This window comes from Gilliamella sp. B2889 (assembly GCF_026536885.1).
GTDB lineage: Bacteria > Pseudomonadota > Gammaproteobacteria > Enterobacterales > Orbaceae > Gilliamella > Gilliamella apicola_E.
In genome coordinates this window covers 25,299-44,182 of sequence record NZ_JAFNNF010000003.1, presented here as the reverse complement: position 1 = coordinate 44,182, position 18,884 = coordinate 25,299, and the positions used below count along the sequence as shown (strand labels likewise).

Annotated in this window: 17 protein-coding genes; 7 read left to right on the top strand and 10 right to left on the bottom strand. The window is 33.0% G+C overall.

The annotated features are described in order from the left end of the window. Nucleotides 1-113 precede the first annotated feature (113 nt). The 4 genes from J3U09_RS05250 to J3U09_RS05235 are packed head-to-tail and all read right to left on the bottom strand — an operon-like array spanning nucleotide 114 to nucleotide 4,309. Entirely contained in the window at nucleotides 114-1,652 is a 1,539-nt protein-coding gene (locus tag J3U09_RS05250; protein ID WP_267357405.1) for a complex I subunit 4 family protein, read from the bottom strand. Between the two features lie 17 nt (nucleotides 1,653-1,669). Next, nucleotides 1,670-3,517, bottom strand: a complete 1,848-nt coding sequence (locus J3U09_RS05245) for an NADH-quinone oxidoreductase subunit L (RefSeq protein ID WP_267357403.1) — start codon at nucleotides 3,515-3,517, stop codon at nucleotides 1,670-1,672. Beyond that, nucleotides 3,514-3,816 (bottom strand): NADH-quinone oxidoreductase subunit NuoK, encoded by a 303-nt coding sequence (nuoK, locus tag J3U09_RS05240; protein ID WP_065562424.1) that lies wholly within the window; start codon nucleotides 3,814-3,816, stop codon nucleotides 3,514-3,516. Before nuoK ends, J3U09_RS05245 begins: the two co-directional genes overlap by 4 nt. 1 nt (nucleotide 3,817) lies before the next feature. Continuing rightward, nucleotides 3,818-4,309, bottom strand: a complete 492-nt coding sequence (locus J3U09_RS05235) for an NADH-quinone oxidoreductase subunit J (protein WP_065562425.1) — start codon at nucleotides 4,307-4,309, stop codon at nucleotides 3,818-3,820. Nucleotides 4,310-4,632: 323 nt separating this feature from the next. Between J3U09_RS05235 and ppc the strand changes: the two genes are divergently transcribed. Continuing rightward, a complete protein-coding gene (gene ppc / locus J3U09_RS05230; protein WP_267357402.1) occupies nucleotides 4,633-7,275 on the top strand; it encodes a phosphoenolpyruvate carboxylase in 2,643 nt (880 codons plus the stop codon). An 11-nt stretch (nucleotides 7,276-7,286) separates the two neighbouring features. Here the strand turns inward: ppc and J3U09_RS05225 are convergent, their stop codons facing one another. The 5 genes from J3U09_RS05225 to aspS form a co-directional block, all read right to left on the bottom strand. Continuing rightward, entirely contained in the window at nucleotides 7,287-8,360 is a 1,074-nt protein-coding gene (locus J3U09_RS05225) for a tetratricopeptide repeat protein (protein WP_267357401.1), read from the bottom strand. A 191-nt stretch (nucleotides 8,361-8,551) separates the two neighbouring features. After that, nucleotides 8,552-10,015 (bottom strand): 4-hydroxy-3-polyprenylbenzoate decarboxylase, encoded by a 1,464-nt coding sequence (ubiD, locus tag J3U09_RS05220; protein WP_267357399.1) that lies wholly within the window; start codon nucleotides 10,013-10,015, stop codon nucleotides 8,552-8,554. Between the two features lie 50 nt (nucleotides 10,016-10,065). After that, the gene (locus J3U09_RS05215; protein ID WP_267357397.1) at nucleotides 10,066-10,482 is read right to left on the bottom strand and encodes a hypothetical protein; all 417 of its coding nucleotides are present in this window, start codon (nucleotides 10,480-10,482) and stop codon (nucleotides 10,066-10,068) included. A 15-nt stretch (nucleotides 10,483-10,497) separates the two neighbouring features. Next, nucleotides 10,498-10,947 (bottom strand): dihydroneopterin triphosphate diphosphatase, encoded by a 450-nt coding sequence (nudB, locus tag J3U09_RS05210; protein WP_267329998.1) that lies wholly within the window; start codon nucleotides 10,945-10,947, stop codon nucleotides 10,498-10,500. A 10-nt stretch (nucleotides 10,948-10,957) separates the two neighbouring features. After that, on the bottom strand, nucleotides 10,958-12,715 hold the full coding sequence (aspS, locus tag J3U09_RS05205) for an aspartate--tRNA ligase (protein ID WP_065735170.1): 1,758 nt from the start codon (nucleotides 12,713-12,715) through the stop codon (nucleotides 10,958-10,960). A gap of 285 nt (nucleotides 12,716-13,000) precedes the next feature. On the opposite strand from aspS, the gene J3U09_RS05200 reads away from it, so the two are divergent. The 6 genes from J3U09_RS05200 to dusC all read left to right on the top strand — a co-directional run bounded on the left by J3U09_RS05200 (nucleotide 13,001) and on the right by dusC (nucleotide 17,952). Beyond that, nucleotides 13,001-13,546 carry a cysteine hydrolase family protein gene (locus J3U09_RS05200; RefSeq protein ID WP_267329996.1) on the top strand — a complete coding sequence of 182 codons (546 nt, stop codon included), beginning with the start codon at nucleotides 13,001-13,003 and terminating at the stop codon, nucleotides 13,544-13,546. Between the two features lie 32 nt (nucleotides 13,547-13,578). After that, a complete protein-coding gene (locus J3U09_RS05195) occupies nucleotides 13,579-14,355 on the top strand; it encodes a DUF3100 domain-containing protein (protein WP_065562433.1) in 777 nt (258 codons plus the stop codon). 10 nt (nucleotides 14,356-14,365) lie between these two features. Next, nucleotides 14,366-14,815: a hypothetical protein gene (locus tag J3U09_RS05190; RefSeq protein WP_065562434.1), complete on the top strand. Its 450-nt coding sequence runs from the start codon at nucleotides 14,366-14,368 to the stop codon at nucleotides 14,813-14,815. Between the two features lie 20 nt (nucleotides 14,816-14,835). Further along, a complete protein-coding gene (locus J3U09_RS05185) occupies nucleotides 14,836-16,155 on the top strand; it encodes an amidohydrolase (RefSeq protein WP_065562435.1) in 1,320 nt (439 codons plus the stop codon). A gap of 76 nt (nucleotides 16,156-16,231) precedes the next feature. Further along, nucleotides 16,232-17,011: a molybdopterin-synthase adenylyltransferase MoeB gene (locus J3U09_RS05180; protein WP_267357395.1), complete on the top strand. Its 780-nt coding sequence runs from the start codon at nucleotides 16,232-16,234 to the stop codon at nucleotides 17,009-17,011. Then, complete coding sequence (gene dusC / locus J3U09_RS05175) at nucleotides 17,002-17,952, top strand: tRNA dihydrouridine(16) synthase DusC (protein WP_267357393.1); 951 nt, start codon at nucleotides 17,002-17,004, stop codon at nucleotides 17,950-17,952. Before J3U09_RS05180 ends, dusC begins: the two co-directional genes overlap by 10 nt. Here dusC and J3U09_RS05170 read toward each other — a convergent pair. Then, complete coding sequence (locus J3U09_RS05170) at nucleotides 17,949-18,884, bottom strand: hypothetical protein (RefSeq protein ID WP_267357391.1); 936 nt, start codon at nucleotides 18,882-18,884, stop codon at nucleotides 17,949-17,951. The two genes, dusC and J3U09_RS05170, sit on opposite strands and share 4 nt — an antisense overlap.

Sequence of the window (18,884 nt, the reverse complement as noted above, 5' to 3'; positions counted from 1 at the left end):
ATAGCTAAAATAGCGCATTTTTTAGTTCCTACTTTAAAAACAAAAAGCGCTATGAGCAAAACAATTATGGCAAAGCTCAATATGAATATTGGCAATAAAGCTATCATAAATTTTTACTCTCCCACTTGTTCTGCTGTTATATACTGCTGTGTTTGGTTGACAGTAGAATAAGATATATCTAACACCATCTTAGGGTACAACCCGATAAAAATTAGAACAATCAACACACTAGATAATAATAAAATATCTTTTTTACTTAAAAAGTGTTTGGTTACATCTACTTTATCAACTACTCCATAAAAAATAGGTTGCATACGAATAATTAAGGAAATTGACAGTAACAGCAACCCAATTACCAACAAAATTGTATAATATGAATAAGAGGTATAACTACCTAATAACATCATATAATTACCAACAAAATTAGCTGTACCTGGTATGCCTAATACAGCTAACATAAAAAATAAAGTAAAAGAGGACAGATATCTCACTTGCTCTTTTAATCCAATAAATTGGTTTATATTCCGAGTTAAATAGCATTCAGCCAATAATCCGCTAATCATAAACATGCCAACGATAGCTAGGTTTATGGCTATCATTTGAATAACAACGCCTTGAAATGCTATTACAGATCCACTATAAATAATTGTAGTAACAAATCCCATTAACGCGATATGGATATAAGCAATTAATTTTTTTATATCTGTTTGGTTAAATGCTAGTAAAGCAGCATAAAAAACAGTAAACATAGCTAGTATTGAAATAACAGGCATAATGGCCAAAGACGCGTTTGGAAAAAGGGGAATTACAAAACGTAATAAACCAAATGTTGCCGTATTAAGTAATAAACCACTTATCATCATTGAACCACTTGTTGAAGATTCAATATGTGCTTCAATAAACCAATTGTGAAAAGGAACTAAAGGAATACGAATAAGGAAGGCTGCTAGAAATCCTAACATTAATAAAAATTCAGTATTACTTGAAATTGGTGTTTTAGTTAAAATTTGATAGTCAAAAGTCCATTGACCGGTTAAATTCCAATTAATTAGTGCTAATGAAACAATAGATATTAGCATTAATAAACTACTTATTTGTGTGTAGATTAAAAATTTATTAGCACCATTGAAGCGTTGTGAATTTAAATCTCTCCTTCCCCACAATGAAATTAAGAAATAAATCGGAATAGCTACCGCTTCCCAGAAGAAAAACATCAAAAACAGATCAGTAATGACAAATAACATCATAATGGCTGATGTCATAAATAATACACATAAGTAAAATAGCCCAAGGTTATTTAGGTTTTCTTTGCTAGAATAAATAATAACTAGTAGTACAATGAAAAGTGTCGAAGTAATTACTACCAACGATAGACCATCCAATAGAAGATGAAAATGGATACCAAGTAATGGGATCCAGTCATAAATAACCTCTTTACTCCAACTTGTATCTGGTTCTACATTTATTGCATTCGCCCATAAAACTATGGCTAATATTAATGTGATTAATATAGTCGTGAAAGCAACCATAATTGGTAAACGTTGCCAACGCAATTGTACATCAGTTGATACTACGATTCTTTGTAAGAATACTTGACATAACCAACCAATGAATCCGCCAATTACAGGTAAGAAGACAAGCCATAACAACATGAAAGTTCACACCTTTATTAAATAAAAATCAATAACATTAATATAATAATGCTACCTATGACCATTGAAACCATATACCATCGTATCTGTCCATTTTCTAGGCTAACAATATATGAGTTTATTTTTTTAATTCCCCACATTATCCAGTTGTCCCATATCGCTAATGGATCCTTTTTCAGGAAATCCGCTAAATAGATATAAGGTTTTACGAAGATATTATTCAAGACAAAATCAAATCGCCAATTGCTTTTACATAATCTTCCTAAAAATTTGACCATCGGAGTATTAAGTATTTCATGAACCTCACTATTAAGATGCCCATAAAGAATATAAGCAATAACTAAACTCAATAAAGTCACTGCACTTAATAATATCCGAAATGGTAACTGTTCCTGAGTATCAAGATGGGCTATTGGAATTATTCCTTGTATTGGCAATGGGAAATAAATAAATAATGCAGTAGTAAATATTAACAATATAAAAATTGGAAAATAATTTATCGTTTTAATTTTTATAATATAATCCATTTTATGGGTATGATGGAAAACTAAAAAGATTATGCGCCAAATGCCCAAACTTGATAATAAAACACCTAATAAACCTATGGTGCCAGCCATCAAGCTATCTTGTGCCATTAATCTCCAAATAATATCGCCTTTAATATAAAAAGATGCAGAAATATAAGGGAATGCACTAAGTGAAAGCATTATAATTAAAAAAATAGCATATAATATTGGGTTAGATTTTAATAAACCACCAATTTTGCTAATGTCTCTTTCACCTTGGCATTGTTTTAATAAAATTGCTGAAGCTAGTATTAATAATGTACTGGTTACAGAATAATTTATCAAACAATTTAATGATAAATTCCAACTTTGAGTTGAAAAGGCAAAAAATAGGTAACTAATTTGAGCTAAATTAATATAGGTTATAATTCGTTTTATATCATTTTGAACCAAAGCAATACTACTAGCAAATATAATAGTTAAAGATGCAAATAAAAGCATTATATAAAGTGTATCACTAGACATCATAAACAAATTGCTTAATCTTAAAACAAGATAAACTCCGGCCAATATGACTGTTGAAGACTGTAATAAAGCAACAGCTGGCATTGGTGCTAATGTGGTTTCTGTGAACCATGTATGCATTGGAAAAAGAGCCGATTTACTCATAGCGCCAAGGAACAACATAATGGTGATCCAAAAGATAATATCTGAATCGATAGCTAAATCGTTATGTGCTTTAAATAAAATCTCGCTGATTTTTAATGTTTCTACTGTTTGATAAAGTAAAAATATACCAATAATTAGAAATATGTCGGTTAAATGCATCATAACAAAAGCTTTAACTGCAGCATAACCATTACGAGCCTGTTTGTAATAAATACCAATAAGTAAGTAAGTGCTTATACTCACACCTTCCCAACCGAGTAGCATCACAAACAAATTATCAACAAGCACAACTGTTAACATGCTAGTTATGAGTAAATTACTATATGCATAGAAAGTATAAATATCTTCCCGTGATTTTAGATAACTGGCAGCAAAGATAGAGATCAATAAACCAAAGAAAGAAATTAGCACTAAAAAAGTTAGCGATAACCCATCCAAAGTTAAGGAAATCGGAACTTCAAAATCACCGACAGAAAACCAAGTCCATAGATTTCTTGTATAAACGAGTGTCATATCTGGGACGGTATTGGTAGAAAAATCAATACATGAAAATATTGTTATTAAACCAACAATAGATATAGTACTAATTCCGATTAACTTAACATTAATGGATTGTATTTGTCGCCCAAAACAAACCTGTATTAGAAAAGATAGTAATGGAACAATGATAGTTAAATAAAGTAAATTCATCCTTTCATTTCGCTCAATGAATCAATATTAAAGTTTTTACGTCGATAAATTAATTTAACAAGTAAAGCAAGCCCGACACATATTTGAGTTAAGACAGTAATTACAGCTAAGATAGCTAAAACCCCACCATCTGATTGCTGCCAATAACTACTCGCGACAAACAAAGCTGCTATTGCTCCATTATTCATGATAATAAGGCTTAATAATAAAAAATAGAGATTTCGTCTAATCATTACACCTAACAGCCCGATTACAAACAAGATAGAAGCAAAAATTAGCCCATGCATAAGTGGTATCACGTTATTTCTCCGAAAACATTCGATGCATAAAATGATAAGATATAACTACTGCACCTAATAACAAAAATGCAGCTAACTCCGTCATCAAAATATAAGCATATATTGACATTTGGTGCATTAATTCATGTGTTTCTTTAAGTTGTGAATAGTCAGTGCTTACTACACCATATATAAGAATAACTAACAATATGAATGCCAAAACTAATGGTCCCAACCAAATCTTAGGACTAATGCCATGTTTATTATTTTCAACATTATCATTACGAATTTTAAGCTTTAAAGAAACACCCCAAAAAAGGATTATGCCACCGCAAATAAAAAAGAGGATATATAAAGCAGCTGAAATATATGTTTGTAACAGAATAAATATTAATGCTGATGCAAAAAGTGAAATAGCGAGATATAAAATTGCCTTCTCTACTCTTCTACAAAAAATCACTTTTAAACTAGCAATAATAGCTATTATCGATGCAATATAAAAAACAACGATCATTAGATAATCCAATATTTATTCATAATGATATTAGTATATACCCAATCGACGACAATATACAGTTTACTAACGTTTCGTTAATACAAAAAATTCTTTCTAAATAATTTATTATCTTTATATAGTCTCCAGAATGTTATTTTTACCAAATATAATAAAAACGATGGAAATAATAAAAACTATAAGATTTTATTATTTAAATTCAATACAACATTGTTATAAAGTATATATCCTGAGCAATTAACTTATATTTATACCTTTTTCTTTAATTTTGGTCATACAGCTTAAAGGCTCTTAGGCAAAATATAAACAAAGTAGAGAATAGAATGAATAGCCAATACTCATCAATGCGAAGCAACGTCAATATGCTAGGTACATTATTGGGCGATGCAATAAAACGAGCAACAGGGAATGAAACTTTCGATTTGGTCGAAAAAATAAGGCAGTTATCAAAATCAGCTCAACAAGGTAACAAACAAGCACATAATGAATTACTAAAATTGATTGAAAATCTTAATGATCAAGATTTACTCCATGTTGCACGTGCATTTAATCAATTTTTAAACTTAGTTAATACTGCTGCTGAGTATTATGGAATTTCACCGCATGGGGAAGCATCGAGCAGCCCTAAAAAAATGACCGAATTATTTAAAACACTTAAAAATTTAAATTTCGCGCCTAAAATAATTGAACAAGCTATTGATAATTTATCTATTGAGTTAGTGCTTACTGCACATCCAACTGAAATCAATCGCCGAACAATGATTAATACTTATACCGCTATTAATAATTGTTTGTCACAACTTGATCATAACGATTTAGCGGATTATGAAAGAGAACGTATCATGCGTCGCCTTAAACAACTTGTTTGCCAAGCATGGTACACCGACGAAATTCGTAAAAAACGCCCTACTCCTCTTGATGAAGCTAAATGGGGATTCTCTGTAATTGAAGATAGTTTATGGGAAGGCGTCCCATTATTCTTACGAGAGTTTAATGACCAATTAGTTGATGCATTCAATGCTGAACTATCTGTTGAACATGTTCCAGTGAAATTTACCTCTTGGATGGGAGGAGATCGAGACGGCAACCCAAATGTAACAGCTAAAGTTACAGGAAGGGTGATGTTGCAAGCTAGATTAAAAGCAATTGAACTATTTTTAGCTGATATTCAAATTTTAGTTCGCGAATTATCAATGACTGAATGTAGCCAATCAGTCATTGATTTATTAGATGAACAAAATAAAACAGCATCAGAGCCTTATCGGGCTGTAATGAAACAGTTACGTTCACGTTTAACTAAAACCCATAGCTACATAGTTGCATTATTAAATAATGAACAAGTTTTAGAACCTAATGATCTTTTAATAAAGAATGAACAATTATGGACACCACTTTATACATGTTATGAATCATTAATTGAAAACGGAATGTCAACTATTGCTCATGGCCCACTATTAGATACATTAAGACGTATTAAAAGTTTTGGATTGCAATTAGTTAGATTAGATATACGTCAAGATAGTTCAGTACATACTGAAGCGTTAGACGCCTTAACTAAAGAGTTAAACTTAGGCAGCTATGCTTCATGGTCAGAAGAAGAAAAACAAGAATTTTTATTAACCGAATTACAATCTAATCGACCATTACTACCCTATAATTGGCAACCAGATGAAATGGTTAAAGAAGTATTAGACACTTGCCGTGTTATCAAAAAAGCAGGTGAAGAATCGATTGCGTCTTATGTTATTTCGATGGCAAAAGCACCTTCTGATGTCCTAGCTGTTTACTTACTTTTAAAAATTGTTGATTGCCAAAAAAATATTCCTGTTGCACCTTTGTTTGAAACCTTAGAAGATTTAAATAATGCAAAATCTGTTATGCAAAAGCTTTTAGATATTCCTTGGTATCGAGAAAAAATCAATGGCAAGCAGATGGTTATGATTGGCTATTCTGATTCAGCAAAAGATGCAGGAACTCTCGCAGCATCATGGGCACAATATCGTTCACAAGAAGAATTAGTTAATTTATTTGAACAATATAATGTTAACTTGGTGTTATTTCATGGTCGTGGAGGTTCAATCGGACGGGGAGGCGCTCCAGCTCATGCTGCTTTACTGTCACAACCACCAGGATCATTAAAAGGTGGCTTACGTGTTACAGAACAAGGGGAGATGATTCGATTCAAACTTGGTTTACCTGAAGTTGCACTTAGTAGCTTAATGCTTTATGCATCAGCTATTTTACAAGCTAATTTATTACCACCGCCTGAACCGAAGCAAGTCTGGCGTGATATTATGGATGAAATGTCTGATTATTCATGCCAATGTTATCGTAGCTACATAAGAGAAAAAGCTGAATTTGTTGATTATTTTAGATCAGTTACACCAGAAACCGAACTCGGAAGATTACCTCTAGGCTCTCGACCACAAAAACGACGTACCGGTGGAGGAATAGAAAGTTTACGAGCAATTCCGTGGATTTTTGCTTGGACTCAAAATCGCCTAATGGTTCCATCATGGCTAGGTGCAGGAAGCGCACTTAGGCAAGTTATCAATGAGGGCAAAAAAGAACAACTTAAAGATATGTATCATAATTGGCCATTTTTTAATGCCCGCTTAGGTATGTTGGAAATGGTTTACGCTAAAGCGGCGCCGAATATTCATGAGTACTATGAACAAAGGCTAGTTTCTCCTACATTATGGCCATTAGGAGAGGAGTTAAGAAATTTATTAACCGAAGATATTAATACCGTATTAACGATTACTGATGATATTAGCTTGATGGCAGACTTACCTTGGATTGCGGAGTCTGTTGCATTACGTAATACATATATTGAACCACTTAATTTATTACAAGCAGAATTATTAAGTCGTTCCCGTAAAAATGACAACGAAAATACTATAGTTGAACAGGGATTAATGATTACCATTTCTGGTATTGCGGCAGGAATGCGAAATTCAGGATAAGAAAAAAGGGCTTATTCGCCCTTTTTATTTTTTTTAGCTATCTCTTCTAAATAAGCCTTAGCGTCGGTATCCCCTTGCTCACTAGCTTTAGTAAACCAATAAACTGCTAGGTTATTATTTTGTTTAACGCCTTCACCTTCTAGATATTTAATACCTAAATTATATTGCGCATCAACACTTCCTTGCTTGGCTGCTTTGGTATACCAATCTATTGCTTTTTGTTCATCTTTAGGAACACCCCCGCCAACATCATACATAACCGCTATATTATATTGTGCATCAGCGTTACCACCTTCAGCAGCTTGAGTAAACCAATATGCGGCTTGAGTGTTATCTGGTCTTGTTCCTGTTCCGGTTGCATACATAATGCCTAAATTGTACATTGCTAGTACATAACCGCGTTCGGCAGCTTGAGTATAAAAATAAAGGGCAGCAACATTATCCTGAGTTAAACCGTCACCAGTTTGGGACATTAATCCTAAATAGTAGTGTGCTTCTGGATTGTTATCTTTTGCGGCTTTACTGAACCAATCAGCCGCTACCAGACGATCTTTATCAACGCCATCACCCGCAAAGTACATAATGCCTAAATTTAAATAAGCATCATAAATACCTTGATCGCCAGCTTGGGTAAAATAATCAATTGCGGTAGACGTTTTTTTTTCTACGCCTTCACCATTTTTATACATCAAAGCTAAATTATATTTAGCTAAAGCATAATTTTGATCGGCAGCCAATTTAAACAATTTGAATGCCTCAGATAAATTAGCTTTAGTCCCTAAACCATTTTGGTACATATAAGCTAAATTATTTTGAGCTTTAGCTAAACCTTGATCAGCGGCTTTCTTAAACCAGAAAAAAGCCTTTAGATCATTAACCTCAACCCCTAAACCCTGCTTATAAATTGTTCCTAGCGTATATTGTGATTGCATATCACCCTTTTCAGCAGCAATTAGCAACGAAGGAATTAATGAACTAGGGTCACTTACTTTTAACTCAGTATCCGATTGTGTTTTAGCTTCGCTTGCAACTGCTCCACAAAAGATAGATAACACCAAAGCCAATATAATTTGAAGTTTTTTCATAATTTTTTAAATGTCATAATATTAGCAATAATTATACATAATTGATTAAAAGGGGAATAGTTTTGTTTTTTTAAATATACTTTTTTTTATTATTTAATTGAAAGTTAAAGTTATTCAAATATTGTAAATATTATTAAATCGCTTAATCGGACTCATTATAAAAAATATAATTAATTATTTAACAAAAGCTATCACAATCCAAGTTTGTCCCAAATTTCATCAATATGAGCGACTACTTTAGCATCTTTAGTAATAATTTTACCCCACTCACGATTAGTTTCACCAGGCCACTTGTTAGTTGCATCAAGTCCCATTTTAGAACCTAAACCGGAAATAGGTGAAGCAAAATCCAGATAATCAATTGGCGTATTATCAACAAATGTTGTATCTCGATGTGGATCCATTCTTGTCGAAATAGCCCACATAACATCTTTCCAATCTCTAGCATTAATATCGTCATCACAAACAATAATAAATTTAGTATACATAAATTGTCTTAAATAAGACCATACACCCATCATCACTCTTTTAGCATGTCCCGGGTATTGTTTTTTGATTGTCACAATGGCAATACGATAAGAGCAACCTTCAGGAGGTAGATAAAAATCAACAATTTCAGGAAATTGTTTCTGTAATATCGGGATAAATACTTCATTTAATGCTAATCCCATTACAGCCGGCTCATCTGGAGGTCTACCCGTATATGTAGAATGATAAATTGCATCTTTACGTCTGGTTAAATGTGTAACTGTAAAGACAGCAAATTTTTCTACTTCATTGTAATAACCAGTATGGTCACCATAAGGACCTTCAACAGCTTGCTCATGGGGATCAATATAACCTTCTAAAATAATTTCGGCGGTTGCAGGAACTTCTAACTCATTTGATAATGATTTGACCACTTCTGTTCGGCTATTACGCAATAATCCAGCAAAAGCATATTCTGATAAGGTATCTGGTACTGGTGTTACTGCACTTAATATTGTTGCAGGATCAGCCCCAATAGCTACACTAATAGGAAATTTTTCATTTGGATAAGATTGTTGCCATTCAGCAAAATCAAGTGCCCCACCTCGATGTGACAACCAACGCATGATTAATTTATTTTTACCTAGTAGCTGTAATCGGTAAACACCTACATTTTGACGATCTTTATGTGGTCCTTTAGTTATAGTTAGTCCCCAAGTTACAAGTGGAGCTACATCATCTGGCCAACAATGCATAATAGGCAATTGAGTTAAATCGACCTCATCATTTTTAAATATTAATTCCTGACAAGGCGCTGAGGAACGCCGTTTTACCGGCATATTTAGAACTTGTTTATATTTAGGTAATATATTAAAAAATTGTCGAATACCTTTGGGTGGCTCTGGTTCTCGCAAAAAAGCTAGTAATTCACCAATTTCTCTTAATTCTGTAGTCTTTTCTCGCCCCATTGCCATAGCAACTCGTTTAGCTGTTCCAAAAAGATTGCAAAGTACAGGAATGTCATAGCCAATTGGGTTTTCAAATAATAGAGCTGGTCCCTGAGAGCGTAAAACTCTATCAGCTATCTCGGTCATTTCAAGATAAGGGTTAATTGGATAAGTAATGCGTTTTAATTCACCTTGCTGCTCAAAGTAATCTAAAAAATCACGAAAATTAGACAACGACATTATTACTCCTTTTAACTCTCGCTATTAAAATACTAATTGATGAAGATTAACTAATCTTCATCAAAGTTCTCACTATATATGGGAAGTTGTTTTGTTTGATTACATTCAACGATTTTAGGTAATAATGCTTCAAATTGTTTTTGGTCAACTTCAATAAGTTCGTTTTTATCAACTTGATAAAATAGATAAAATTCTGATTTATCATCAGTTTGTATCGATGCTAACCAATAATTACGATCTTCACTATTTTCATTTGTAAAAATTTTAATAATGCTATTTTCTCTTTTTTCAGGTTGATTATGTAACTTGTAATCAATAATTTTTTCAGCAATTTGTGAATCATATTCATCAAAAATTAAAGCTTCTTCTTTAGTTACTTTGCATTTTTTTATATTTATTTCTGCATGACTGATAGATATTACAAAAAACAAGCTGAATAACGAAATAACATAATGGCTAAGTTTCATTTTGGATCTCTTGTATTAATTTTTATCAATTGAGCCAATTTTACTAATAGCCTCACAATTATTTGGCGATATAGTAAGATTGGCTGCACTATTTATAGTTAACCATTGATAAGATAAATGTTCAGTAAGCAATGGCGTTATTTCATCATTAAGAGCTAAATAAAACCAATGTTCTTTATTTATCTTTACTTCTGGTGCGTACCGATATCTAAACTGAGGAAAAATTTCAAACTCAACCGTATGTTTTGCATCAATTAATTTAAGATTTTCTTCGCTAATATCTATACCGGTTTCTTCAAAAACTTCACGAATTGCCGTATCTCTAGGTAATTCATTATCTTCCATACTACCTGTAACTGATTGCCAAAAATTAGGATCATCCTTACGTTGCAACATAAGAACACGCAAAGTCCGTTTACAATAAATAACAACTAATACTGACTCAGGGTTCTTATATTTTTGCATATAAATATCGCTATTTTTTGCTCACTTCTATACCTAATTCCATTAAAGCTGTAGGATTTGCAGGACTAGGCGCATCAGTTAATAAACATGTTGCTGCTGTCGTTTTCGGGAAGGCAATAACATCTCGAATATTATCTGTTCCAGTTAACAGCATAGTTAATCTATCTAGGCCAAATGCTAAACCCGCATGAGGTGGCGTACCATATTTTAATGCATCAAGTAAAAAGCCGAACTTTTCACGCTGATCATGTTCATCAATTCCTAAAATAGAAAAGACAGCCTGCTGCATTTCACTGCGATGAATACGTACAGAACCACCGCCAACTTCATAACCATTGATTACCATATCATATGCATTAGCTACTGCATTTTCAGGATTGCTAATTAATTGCTCTGGGGTAAAATCTTTTGGTGATGTAAATGGATGATGCATTGCACTTAAGCCTTCGTCAGTTTCCTCAAACATAGGGAAATCAACAACCCAAAGTACCGCCCACTTACTCTCATCGGTAATACCTAAATCTTTACCAACTTTCAAACGCAATGCACCTAATGCATCACTCACTACTTTATAACTATCCGCACCAAATAATAAAATATCACCATCTTTAGCATTGGCACGATTAAGTAATGCTTCCATTTGAGGTTCATTAAAAAATTTAGCTACTGGGCTTTGCACACCTTCAAGGCCTTTACTACGATCATTAACTTTGATCCAAGCCATACCTTTAGCACCATAAACTGAGATAAATTGCGTATAATCATCTAATTGTTTACGTGTTAGTTCGGCTCCATTTGGAACGCATAATAAAGCCACTCTTCCTTTAGGATCATTTGCTGGTGTTGAAAATACTTTAAAATCGATATCTTTAACCAAATCCGCCACATCAATAATTTCAAGCGGATTACGTAAATCAGGTTTATCACTCCCATAACGACGCATTGCCTCAGCAAAAGTCATAATTGGGAATTTGCCTAAATCAACATTTTTAACATGCAACCAAAGTTCACGTATCATTTTTTCCATGATTTCGCGCACTTGTTCAGCTGTCATAAACGAGGTTTCAACATCTATTTGTGTAAATTCTGGTTGGCGATCGGCTCGTAAATCTTCATCACGAAAACATTTAACAATTTGATAATAACGATCAAATCCAGACATCATCAGTAACTGTTTAAACAGTTGTGGAGATTGAGGAAGCGCATAAAACTCACCATTATGAACTCGACTTGGAACAAGATAATCTCGAGCACCTTCTGGTGTTGCTTTGGTTAACATTGGTGTTTCGATATCTAAAAAACCATGCTCATTCATAAATGAACGGACAAATGCCGTAATTTTTGCGCGAGTTTTAAATATAGTCGCCATTTCTGGACGGCGTAAATCTATATAGCGGTATTTTAAACGCTGTTCTTCACTATTATTTTGGTTGAAATCAAGCGGTAAAACATCACTACGATTAAAAATCACAAGCTCAGTCGCCAGTATTTCAACCTCACCAGTTACCATATCTTTATTAATTTGGCCCTCTGGTCGTGCTCTTACTTTTCCTTTAATTTGAATACAAAATTCATTACGTAATTCGCCAGCTAATTGATATGCTTGTTGATAATCAGGATCAAAAAAAACTTGCACAATTCCTTCACGATCACGCATATCAATAAAAATCATCCCACCTAAATCTCGGCGTTTATTGACCCATCCACATAGTGTGACTTCTTGATTAATATAACTTGCGTTTAGCTGTCCGCAATAAATTGTTCTCATTAAAAATATCCTGTGTACAGTTGTCAAAAATAATAATTATTATAGAGCAATTTATCAGGGTATAAAGACTATGTTTGAAAATAATCACTATTTAATTTATTTATACTCGATTTATTATAATAATTTTACTTTATACATTTTTTTACAAACTATTTTAAATTCAATTAGATAATAAATATAAAATCGTTTTATCTTGATAAGCTTTTAAAATGATTTATTTAAGAGCTTGTCTTATCAGATATTTATTACTAAGCTTTAGTATTATTTGGATATTACTCATATGATATGAAAGCTTTAATTTCAATTGACTATACTAATGATTTCATCGCTGACGATGGCGCTTTGACTACAGGTTCTGCTGGGCAACAAATTGAGTCAGAAATATTAAATTTAACTAAATCATTCATCCAAAATAATCAATTTATCGTTTTTGCAATTGATTCTCATGACCCTTCGGATAAATATCATCCAGAAAATAAACTCTTTCCCCCTCACAATATTATTGGAACTTTTGGGCAACAGTTATTTGGTAATTTACATCCTCTTTATCAAAAACATCAGAATTCAGATAATATTTATTGGATGAATAAACGACACTACTCGGCATTTTGTGGTACGGATCTCGATCTACGCTTACGCGAAAGACATATTACTGAAATCCATTTAGTTGGTGTCTGCACAGATATTTGCATATTACACACAGCGATTGATGCCTATAATTTAGGCTACAAATTGATTATTCATCAAAATGCAGTTGCTAGCTTTGATCCAATCGGACATCAATGGGCTTTAAAACACTTTCAAAACACTTTAGGGGCAACCGTAATATAAAATATAGATAAAAATTAAAATAAGGAGCAGGAATGGAAGTTTTACGAGACTATAAATTGCATATAATTGCACTGTTAGTAGTAATTATTTGCGAACTAATCGGTAAACAATCAATATGGATTATCGCCGTTTATCCAATGTTATATGCAATGATCTTCGGCGGTGTAATCAGCCTACCAAAGCTAAAAATATTAACTAATAAAAATATGCAGCATGCCAGTTTAGTGATGATGGTTACATTAATATTACTTATTGCAAAGCTTGGTGTAGCTGTAGGTCCTAAAATTGACATGATTTTAAACGATGCCAAGTTAGCCCTAATTTTTCAAGAATTAGGCCATTTCGCAGGAACAATTTTACTAGGATTACCATTAGCTATGTTATTAGGTATGAAAAGAGAGGCAGTTGGTGCAACCTACTCTGTTGCTCGCGAACCTAATATAGCTATTGTTGCAGATAAATATGGGCTAGATTCACCTGAAGGACGAGGTGTTATGGCTATGTATGTATGTGGGACTCTTTATGGTGCAATTTGGATGAGTATCCTTGCAAGCATAATAGCACAATTGAATATTCTTCACCCTTATGCTTTAGCAATGGGAGCTGGAGTAGGTAGTGGGAGCATGATGGCTGCTTCATTGGCACCGATAAGTGATTTATATCCTGACTTATCAGAAAATATCAATGCTTATGCAACAACAGCGAACTTAATGTCTGGTATTGTAGGCATATATATTTATACACTATTTTCTTTGCCTTTCGCTTCTTTCATGTATAACACTTTAGCTCGCCTTCGTCGCAATAAATAAGGAATCGAATATGAAAATTTTAGAAACAATTTTTGTACTTATTTTAGTAGCCGTTATTATGGCAGCAGGTAACACTGTAGGATATAAAATTGATTTTATGCTATCGCTTCAAGCATTAGCTGTGTTAGTTGTCATTTCTATTGCAGGATTATTAATAAGTAAATTACCTGTATTAAATAAACTTCCTGTAATTCTATGGGTATCCGTTGTTGCTGCTATTGTATCAGCACCGATATTCCCATATCATCAAGAAGTGGTTGCAATTACAGATCAAGTCTCATTACTTGCTGTTTGTACACCAGTACTTGCTTATGCGGGACTAGCGATTGGTAAAGATCTTGCGCTATTTAAAAATATATCTTGGCGTATCATTCCCGTATCTTTAGCTGTTTTTTCTGGTACGTTTATTTTTGCTGCCCTAATTGCTCAAATAACTTTACATTGGGAAGGCGTTATCTAATTTGGATAAGGATTTTATTTATGACTAAAGAAGAACTAAAGAAAAAAGTCTGCGATGCAATTGCAAATCGAAAAGCAGATATCAAGTCGATTGCTGAAGCAATTTGGTCAGAGCCTGAACTTGGTTACAAAGAACATAAAACAGCTAAAAAAGTAGAAGACGCTTTAGAGAAATTAGGTGTTCCATTTAAAAATAAATTAGCCTTAACTGGTGTTAAAGGTCGATTAAAAGGTGGGAAAGGAAGTAAATATAGCATTGCCATTATTGGCGAGCTCGATGCAATTATTTGTGCCGACCACCCTGCCGCAGACGAAACTTCAGGAGCGGCTCACTGTTGTGGACATAATGCGCAAATCGCTAATATGATGGCTGTCACTATGGGGCTAATTGACTCAGGTGCAATGCAATTTTTAGCCGGGGATGTGGTACCATTTGCTGTCCCTGCAGAAGAATATGTTGAAATTACCTATCGAAACCGATTAATTGAAGAAGGCAAAATCAAATACATTGGCGGAAAACCAGAATTGATTTCACGAGGTGATTTTGATGATGTTGATATGGCATTACAAATACATTTAACAAGCGTCCCAAATGAACGTCAGGATGGTTTTATTGAAATCTCAACCACAAGTAATGGTTTTATCGGAAAATTAATTAAGTATAAGGGAGAGGCAGCTCATGCGGCAGCAGCCCCTCATGCTGGCGTAAATGCTTTAAATGCAGCTATGATGGGGATGATGGGTGTTCATGCTATTCGCGAAACCTTTCAAGAAAAAGATTATATTCGCTTCCATCCAATTATTACCCAAGGTGGTGACTTAGTAAATGTTGTACCAAGCGATGTAAGAATGGAAAGCTATGTACGAGCAGGTAATGTTCCTGCAATGATTGATGCGAATGAAAGAATCAATCAAGCATTAAAAGCTGGTGCAATGGCTGTTGGTGCAACTTGTGAAATTAAAGATTTACCAGGCTACCTGCCATTACATAATAACCCAACACTTAATGACCTTTTAAAGCAAAATGCTGAAAATTTAATTGGTGAAGAAAACGTTTCAATCGCACCACATATGACTGGAAGTACAGATACTGGCGACCTATCTCATATTATGCCAGTAAGTCACCCTTGGATTGGTTCGGTTAGAGGTATTTTACATGGAAAAGACTATACCGTATTTGATGAAGATATGGCCTATATTCGCCCTGCTCAAATGATGGCTTGTACCATTATTGACTTGCTCTATGATGATGCGAAACCAGCCGAAACATTAATGGCGAATTACAAACCGTTAATGTCTAAGGAAGAATATTTAAAATTCCTATCGGGTTTTGACAAATAAAGTTAAAAACTTGGCACAATCTTGTGCCAAGTTTTTGTTATACTATCCACTTCATCATCAACCTTTATAACTTCATATGTTAACGCTTACCGACCAAGAATTGTTTCGTTATGACAGGCAAATAGCTTTGCATGGTTTTGATATTGATAATCAGCAAGTTTTAAAAAACAGTACAGTTTTAATTATTGGATTAGGCGGGTTAGGTTGTGCTGCATCCCTCTATTTAGCTGCATCTGGCATAGGCAAAGTGACTTTAATTGATTTTGATACCATATCCGAATCAAATTTGAATCGACAAATTTTATACACGCCAAAATCCATAAATCAATATAAGGTTGATATAGCTAAGCAAAAATTAAGCCAAATCAATCCAAATATGATTATTGACACCATTAATCAGAAGCTGGTTGATAATGAATTAATGACAGTAATCAAACAGCATGATATCGTCATTGATTGCACTGATAATTTAACGAGTCGTGAACAAATTAATCGTTGCTGTTTTCAAGAAAAAAAACCTTTAGTTTCAGGAGCTGCAATTCGAATGGAAGGTTTACTGACTGTATTTAATTATGAAGATGATCAACCATGTTATCATTGCTTAAGTCAATTATTTGGTCAAAACCAGCTTACTTGTATTGAAACAGGCATAATGGCGCCATTAGTCGGTATGTTTGGTTCAATTCAAGCACTAGAGTCCATCAAAGTACTTACCAAGTATGGGAAACCTCTAGTTGGGAGAGTATTGATGGTTGATGGCATGACGATGGAGTTTAACCAAGTTACATTTGCTAAACAAAGTAATTGTATTATTTGTGGAAATCAACATACTACACAGGCCATAAAATGCAAATAAATCGAATTATTTTAGCACCAATGGAGGGAGTGCTTGATTATCATGTTCGAGAAATATTAACTGAAATTAATAAGTTTGATTATTGTGTAACTGAATTTGTAAGAGTGACCAACCATAAATTATCTAATCGAACTTTCTTCCGACTATGCCCAGAACTTCATAATGATGGCAAAACAATATCAGGAACGCCTGTACGTATTCAGCTACTGGGACAATCACCAGAATGGATAGCAGAAAATGCCGTTAAAGCTATCGAGTTAGGCTCTTATGGTGTAGATATTAATTTTGGCTGTCCGGCTAAAACAGTAGTAGGCAACCATGGTGGTGCTTATTTATTACAATATCCGAATCAGATATATAACATTGTGAATCAAGTTAGAACAGCAATAGGTTCTAATCCCGTATTATCAGTTAAAATTCGATTAGGATGGGAAGATAAATCCCGCTGTTACGAAATTGCAAAAGCAATTGAAAATGCAGGAGCAAATGAAATTGTCATTCATGGTAGAACAAAAATAGATGGATATAAAGCTGATAAAATTGATTGGTCAACAATTGGAAAGATAAAACAAAAACTAACCATTCCAGTTATTGCTAATGGCGAAATTTTTTCTATTGAAGATGCCTACAACTGCATAAAACATAGCCAAACAAATGACATCATGCTTGGCCGTGGGATACTAAATATTCCTAATTTAGCTAATAAAATTCGTTATAAACATTCATCATTAATCTGGCAAGAAGTCATAAAAATACTACTTAGTTATGCGATGACGGCTATTGACGATGTAAAGCCACTTTATCATTCTGCTCGAATTAAACAATGGTTAGCTTATTTAAAACAGCATTATCCAGAAGCATCGGTATTACTGCCTGAAATAAGACAATTAAAATCACAAATTGAAATCTGTGATTTTTTGAAAACTAAATTAAATAATTAATTCGATTCGTTTTGACTCTTTTTAAAATTTGTCATACCGAAATAATATTTAGTTATTTTATTAAGAATTAGAGAAATCAATAAAACAATCAATAATACTAAAAATAATTTATTAATATGGTTAAATATTGTACCAAACGAATCAATATAGTATTTGGTTGGATTGTTATAAATAATGGTAAAGGTAATATAAACAACGGCTAAAATTAAAATATTTGATATTGATACACTTTTAAAAAGTTTTATATATAGAACTTTATCAGAAAAAATATGGAACCATCGTTTACTCAATACAAGACCCAATAATAAGGCACTCAGATAAATAGTAGTAAAAAAATTAGAAACATCAAATTTATCTAAAAGAGGTTGAAAAAGAAGGATAAAACCTTTAATCAATATAAAGCAACTAAAAATAGAGAAAAGAATAAAGTGAATTTTAGAGGAATTTTTTTTAGTCCAAATAAATTCATTTTGATCTTTAACAAAATAAACTCTAGAAAAATCAATTAAATAATACAAAAGCAAGGCTTCAAGTGAATAACGAATAATAGCAAATGCTAAACTATATAATATTGAATAAAGGTAATAATTTTGGGGTTTAACGTCTGTATTAATTGCAATGAAAGATGCAACAATTGAATAAATCAACATTAAAATAATTAGCAAAGTTATATTAGCTTTATTAACAATGTGAATACGGAAAGAATAAAAAAATATCGCTAAAAGACCAAAAACCCATAATGCTTCTATAAAACTCTTTTCAAAAATAAATCGAAATAAAAAATTTGAATCAAAAAGTAAATACCAAAACAAATTATTTGGAATTGAAGCATTTTGTTGCCAATATAAAAAAGATATATTCAAAAATATGCTAAATAAAAAATAAACTAAACATCCTGTTAACGGCAATTTAAAAAAAGATACTTTTTGCAT

Excerpts from the sequence above, each read along its gene's own strand:
- J3U09_RS05250 (WP_267357405.1), bottom strand. The coding sequence starts at position 1,652 with ATGTTGTTATGGCTTGTCTTCTTACCTGTAATTGGCGGATTCATTGGT.
- dusC (WP_267357393.1), top strand. The coding sequence starts at position 17,002 with ATGCAAATAAATCGAATTATTTTAGCACCAATGGAGGGAGTGCTTGAT.
- J3U09_RS05190 (WP_065562434.1), top strand. The coding sequence starts at position 14,366 with ATGAAAATTTTAGAAACAATTTTTGTACTTATTTTAGTAGCCGTTATT.
- J3U09_RS05215 (WP_267357397.1), bottom strand. The coding sequence starts at position 10,482 with ATGAAACTTAGCCATTATGTTATTTCGTTATTCAGCTTGTTTTTTGTA.
- J3U09_RS05245 (WP_267357403.1), bottom strand. The coding sequence starts at position 3,517 with ATGAATTTACTTTATTTAACTATCATTGTTCCATTACTATCTTTTCTA.
- J3U09_RS05235 (WP_065562425.1), bottom strand. The coding sequence starts at position 4,309 with ATGATCGTTGTTTTTTATATTGCATCGATAATAGCTATTATTGCTAGT.
- ubiD (WP_267357399.1), bottom strand. The coding sequence starts at position 10,015 with ATGTCGTTGTCTAATTTTCGTGATTTTTTAGATTACTTTGAGCAGCAA.
- ppc (WP_267357402.1), top strand. The coding sequence starts at position 4,633 with ATGAATAGCCAATACTCATCAATGCGAAGCAACGTCAATATGCTAGGT.
- aspS (WP_065735170.1), bottom strand. The coding sequence starts at position 12,715 with ATGAGAACAATTTATTGCGGACAGCTAAACGCAAGTTATATTAATCAA.
- J3U09_RS05185 (WP_065562435.1), top strand. The coding sequence starts at position 14,836 with ATGACTAAAGAAGAACTAAAGAAAAAAGTCTGCGATGCAATTGCAAAT.
- J3U09_RS05195 (WP_065562433.1), top strand. The coding sequence starts at position 13,579 with ATGGAAGTTTTACGAGACTATAAATTGCATATAATTGCACTGTTAGTA.
- nudB (WP_267329998.1), bottom strand. The coding sequence starts at position 10,947 with ATGCAAAAATATAAGAACCCTGAGTCAGTATTAGTTGTTATTTATTGT.
- J3U09_RS05170 (WP_267357391.1), bottom strand. The coding sequence starts at position 18,884 with ATGCAAAAAGTATCTTTTTTTAAATTGCCGTTAACAGGATGTTTAGTT.
- J3U09_RS05200 (WP_267329996.1), top strand. The coding sequence starts at position 13,001 with ATGAAAGCTTTAATTTCAATTGACTATACTAATGATTTCATCGCTGAC.
- J3U09_RS05225 (WP_267357401.1), bottom strand. The coding sequence starts at position 8,360 with ATGAAAAAACTTCAAATTATATTGGCTTTGGTGTTATCTATCTTTTGT.
- J3U09_RS05180 (WP_267357395.1), top strand. The coding sequence starts at position 16,232 with ATGTTAACGCTTACCGACCAAGAATTGTTTCGTTATGACAGGCAAATA.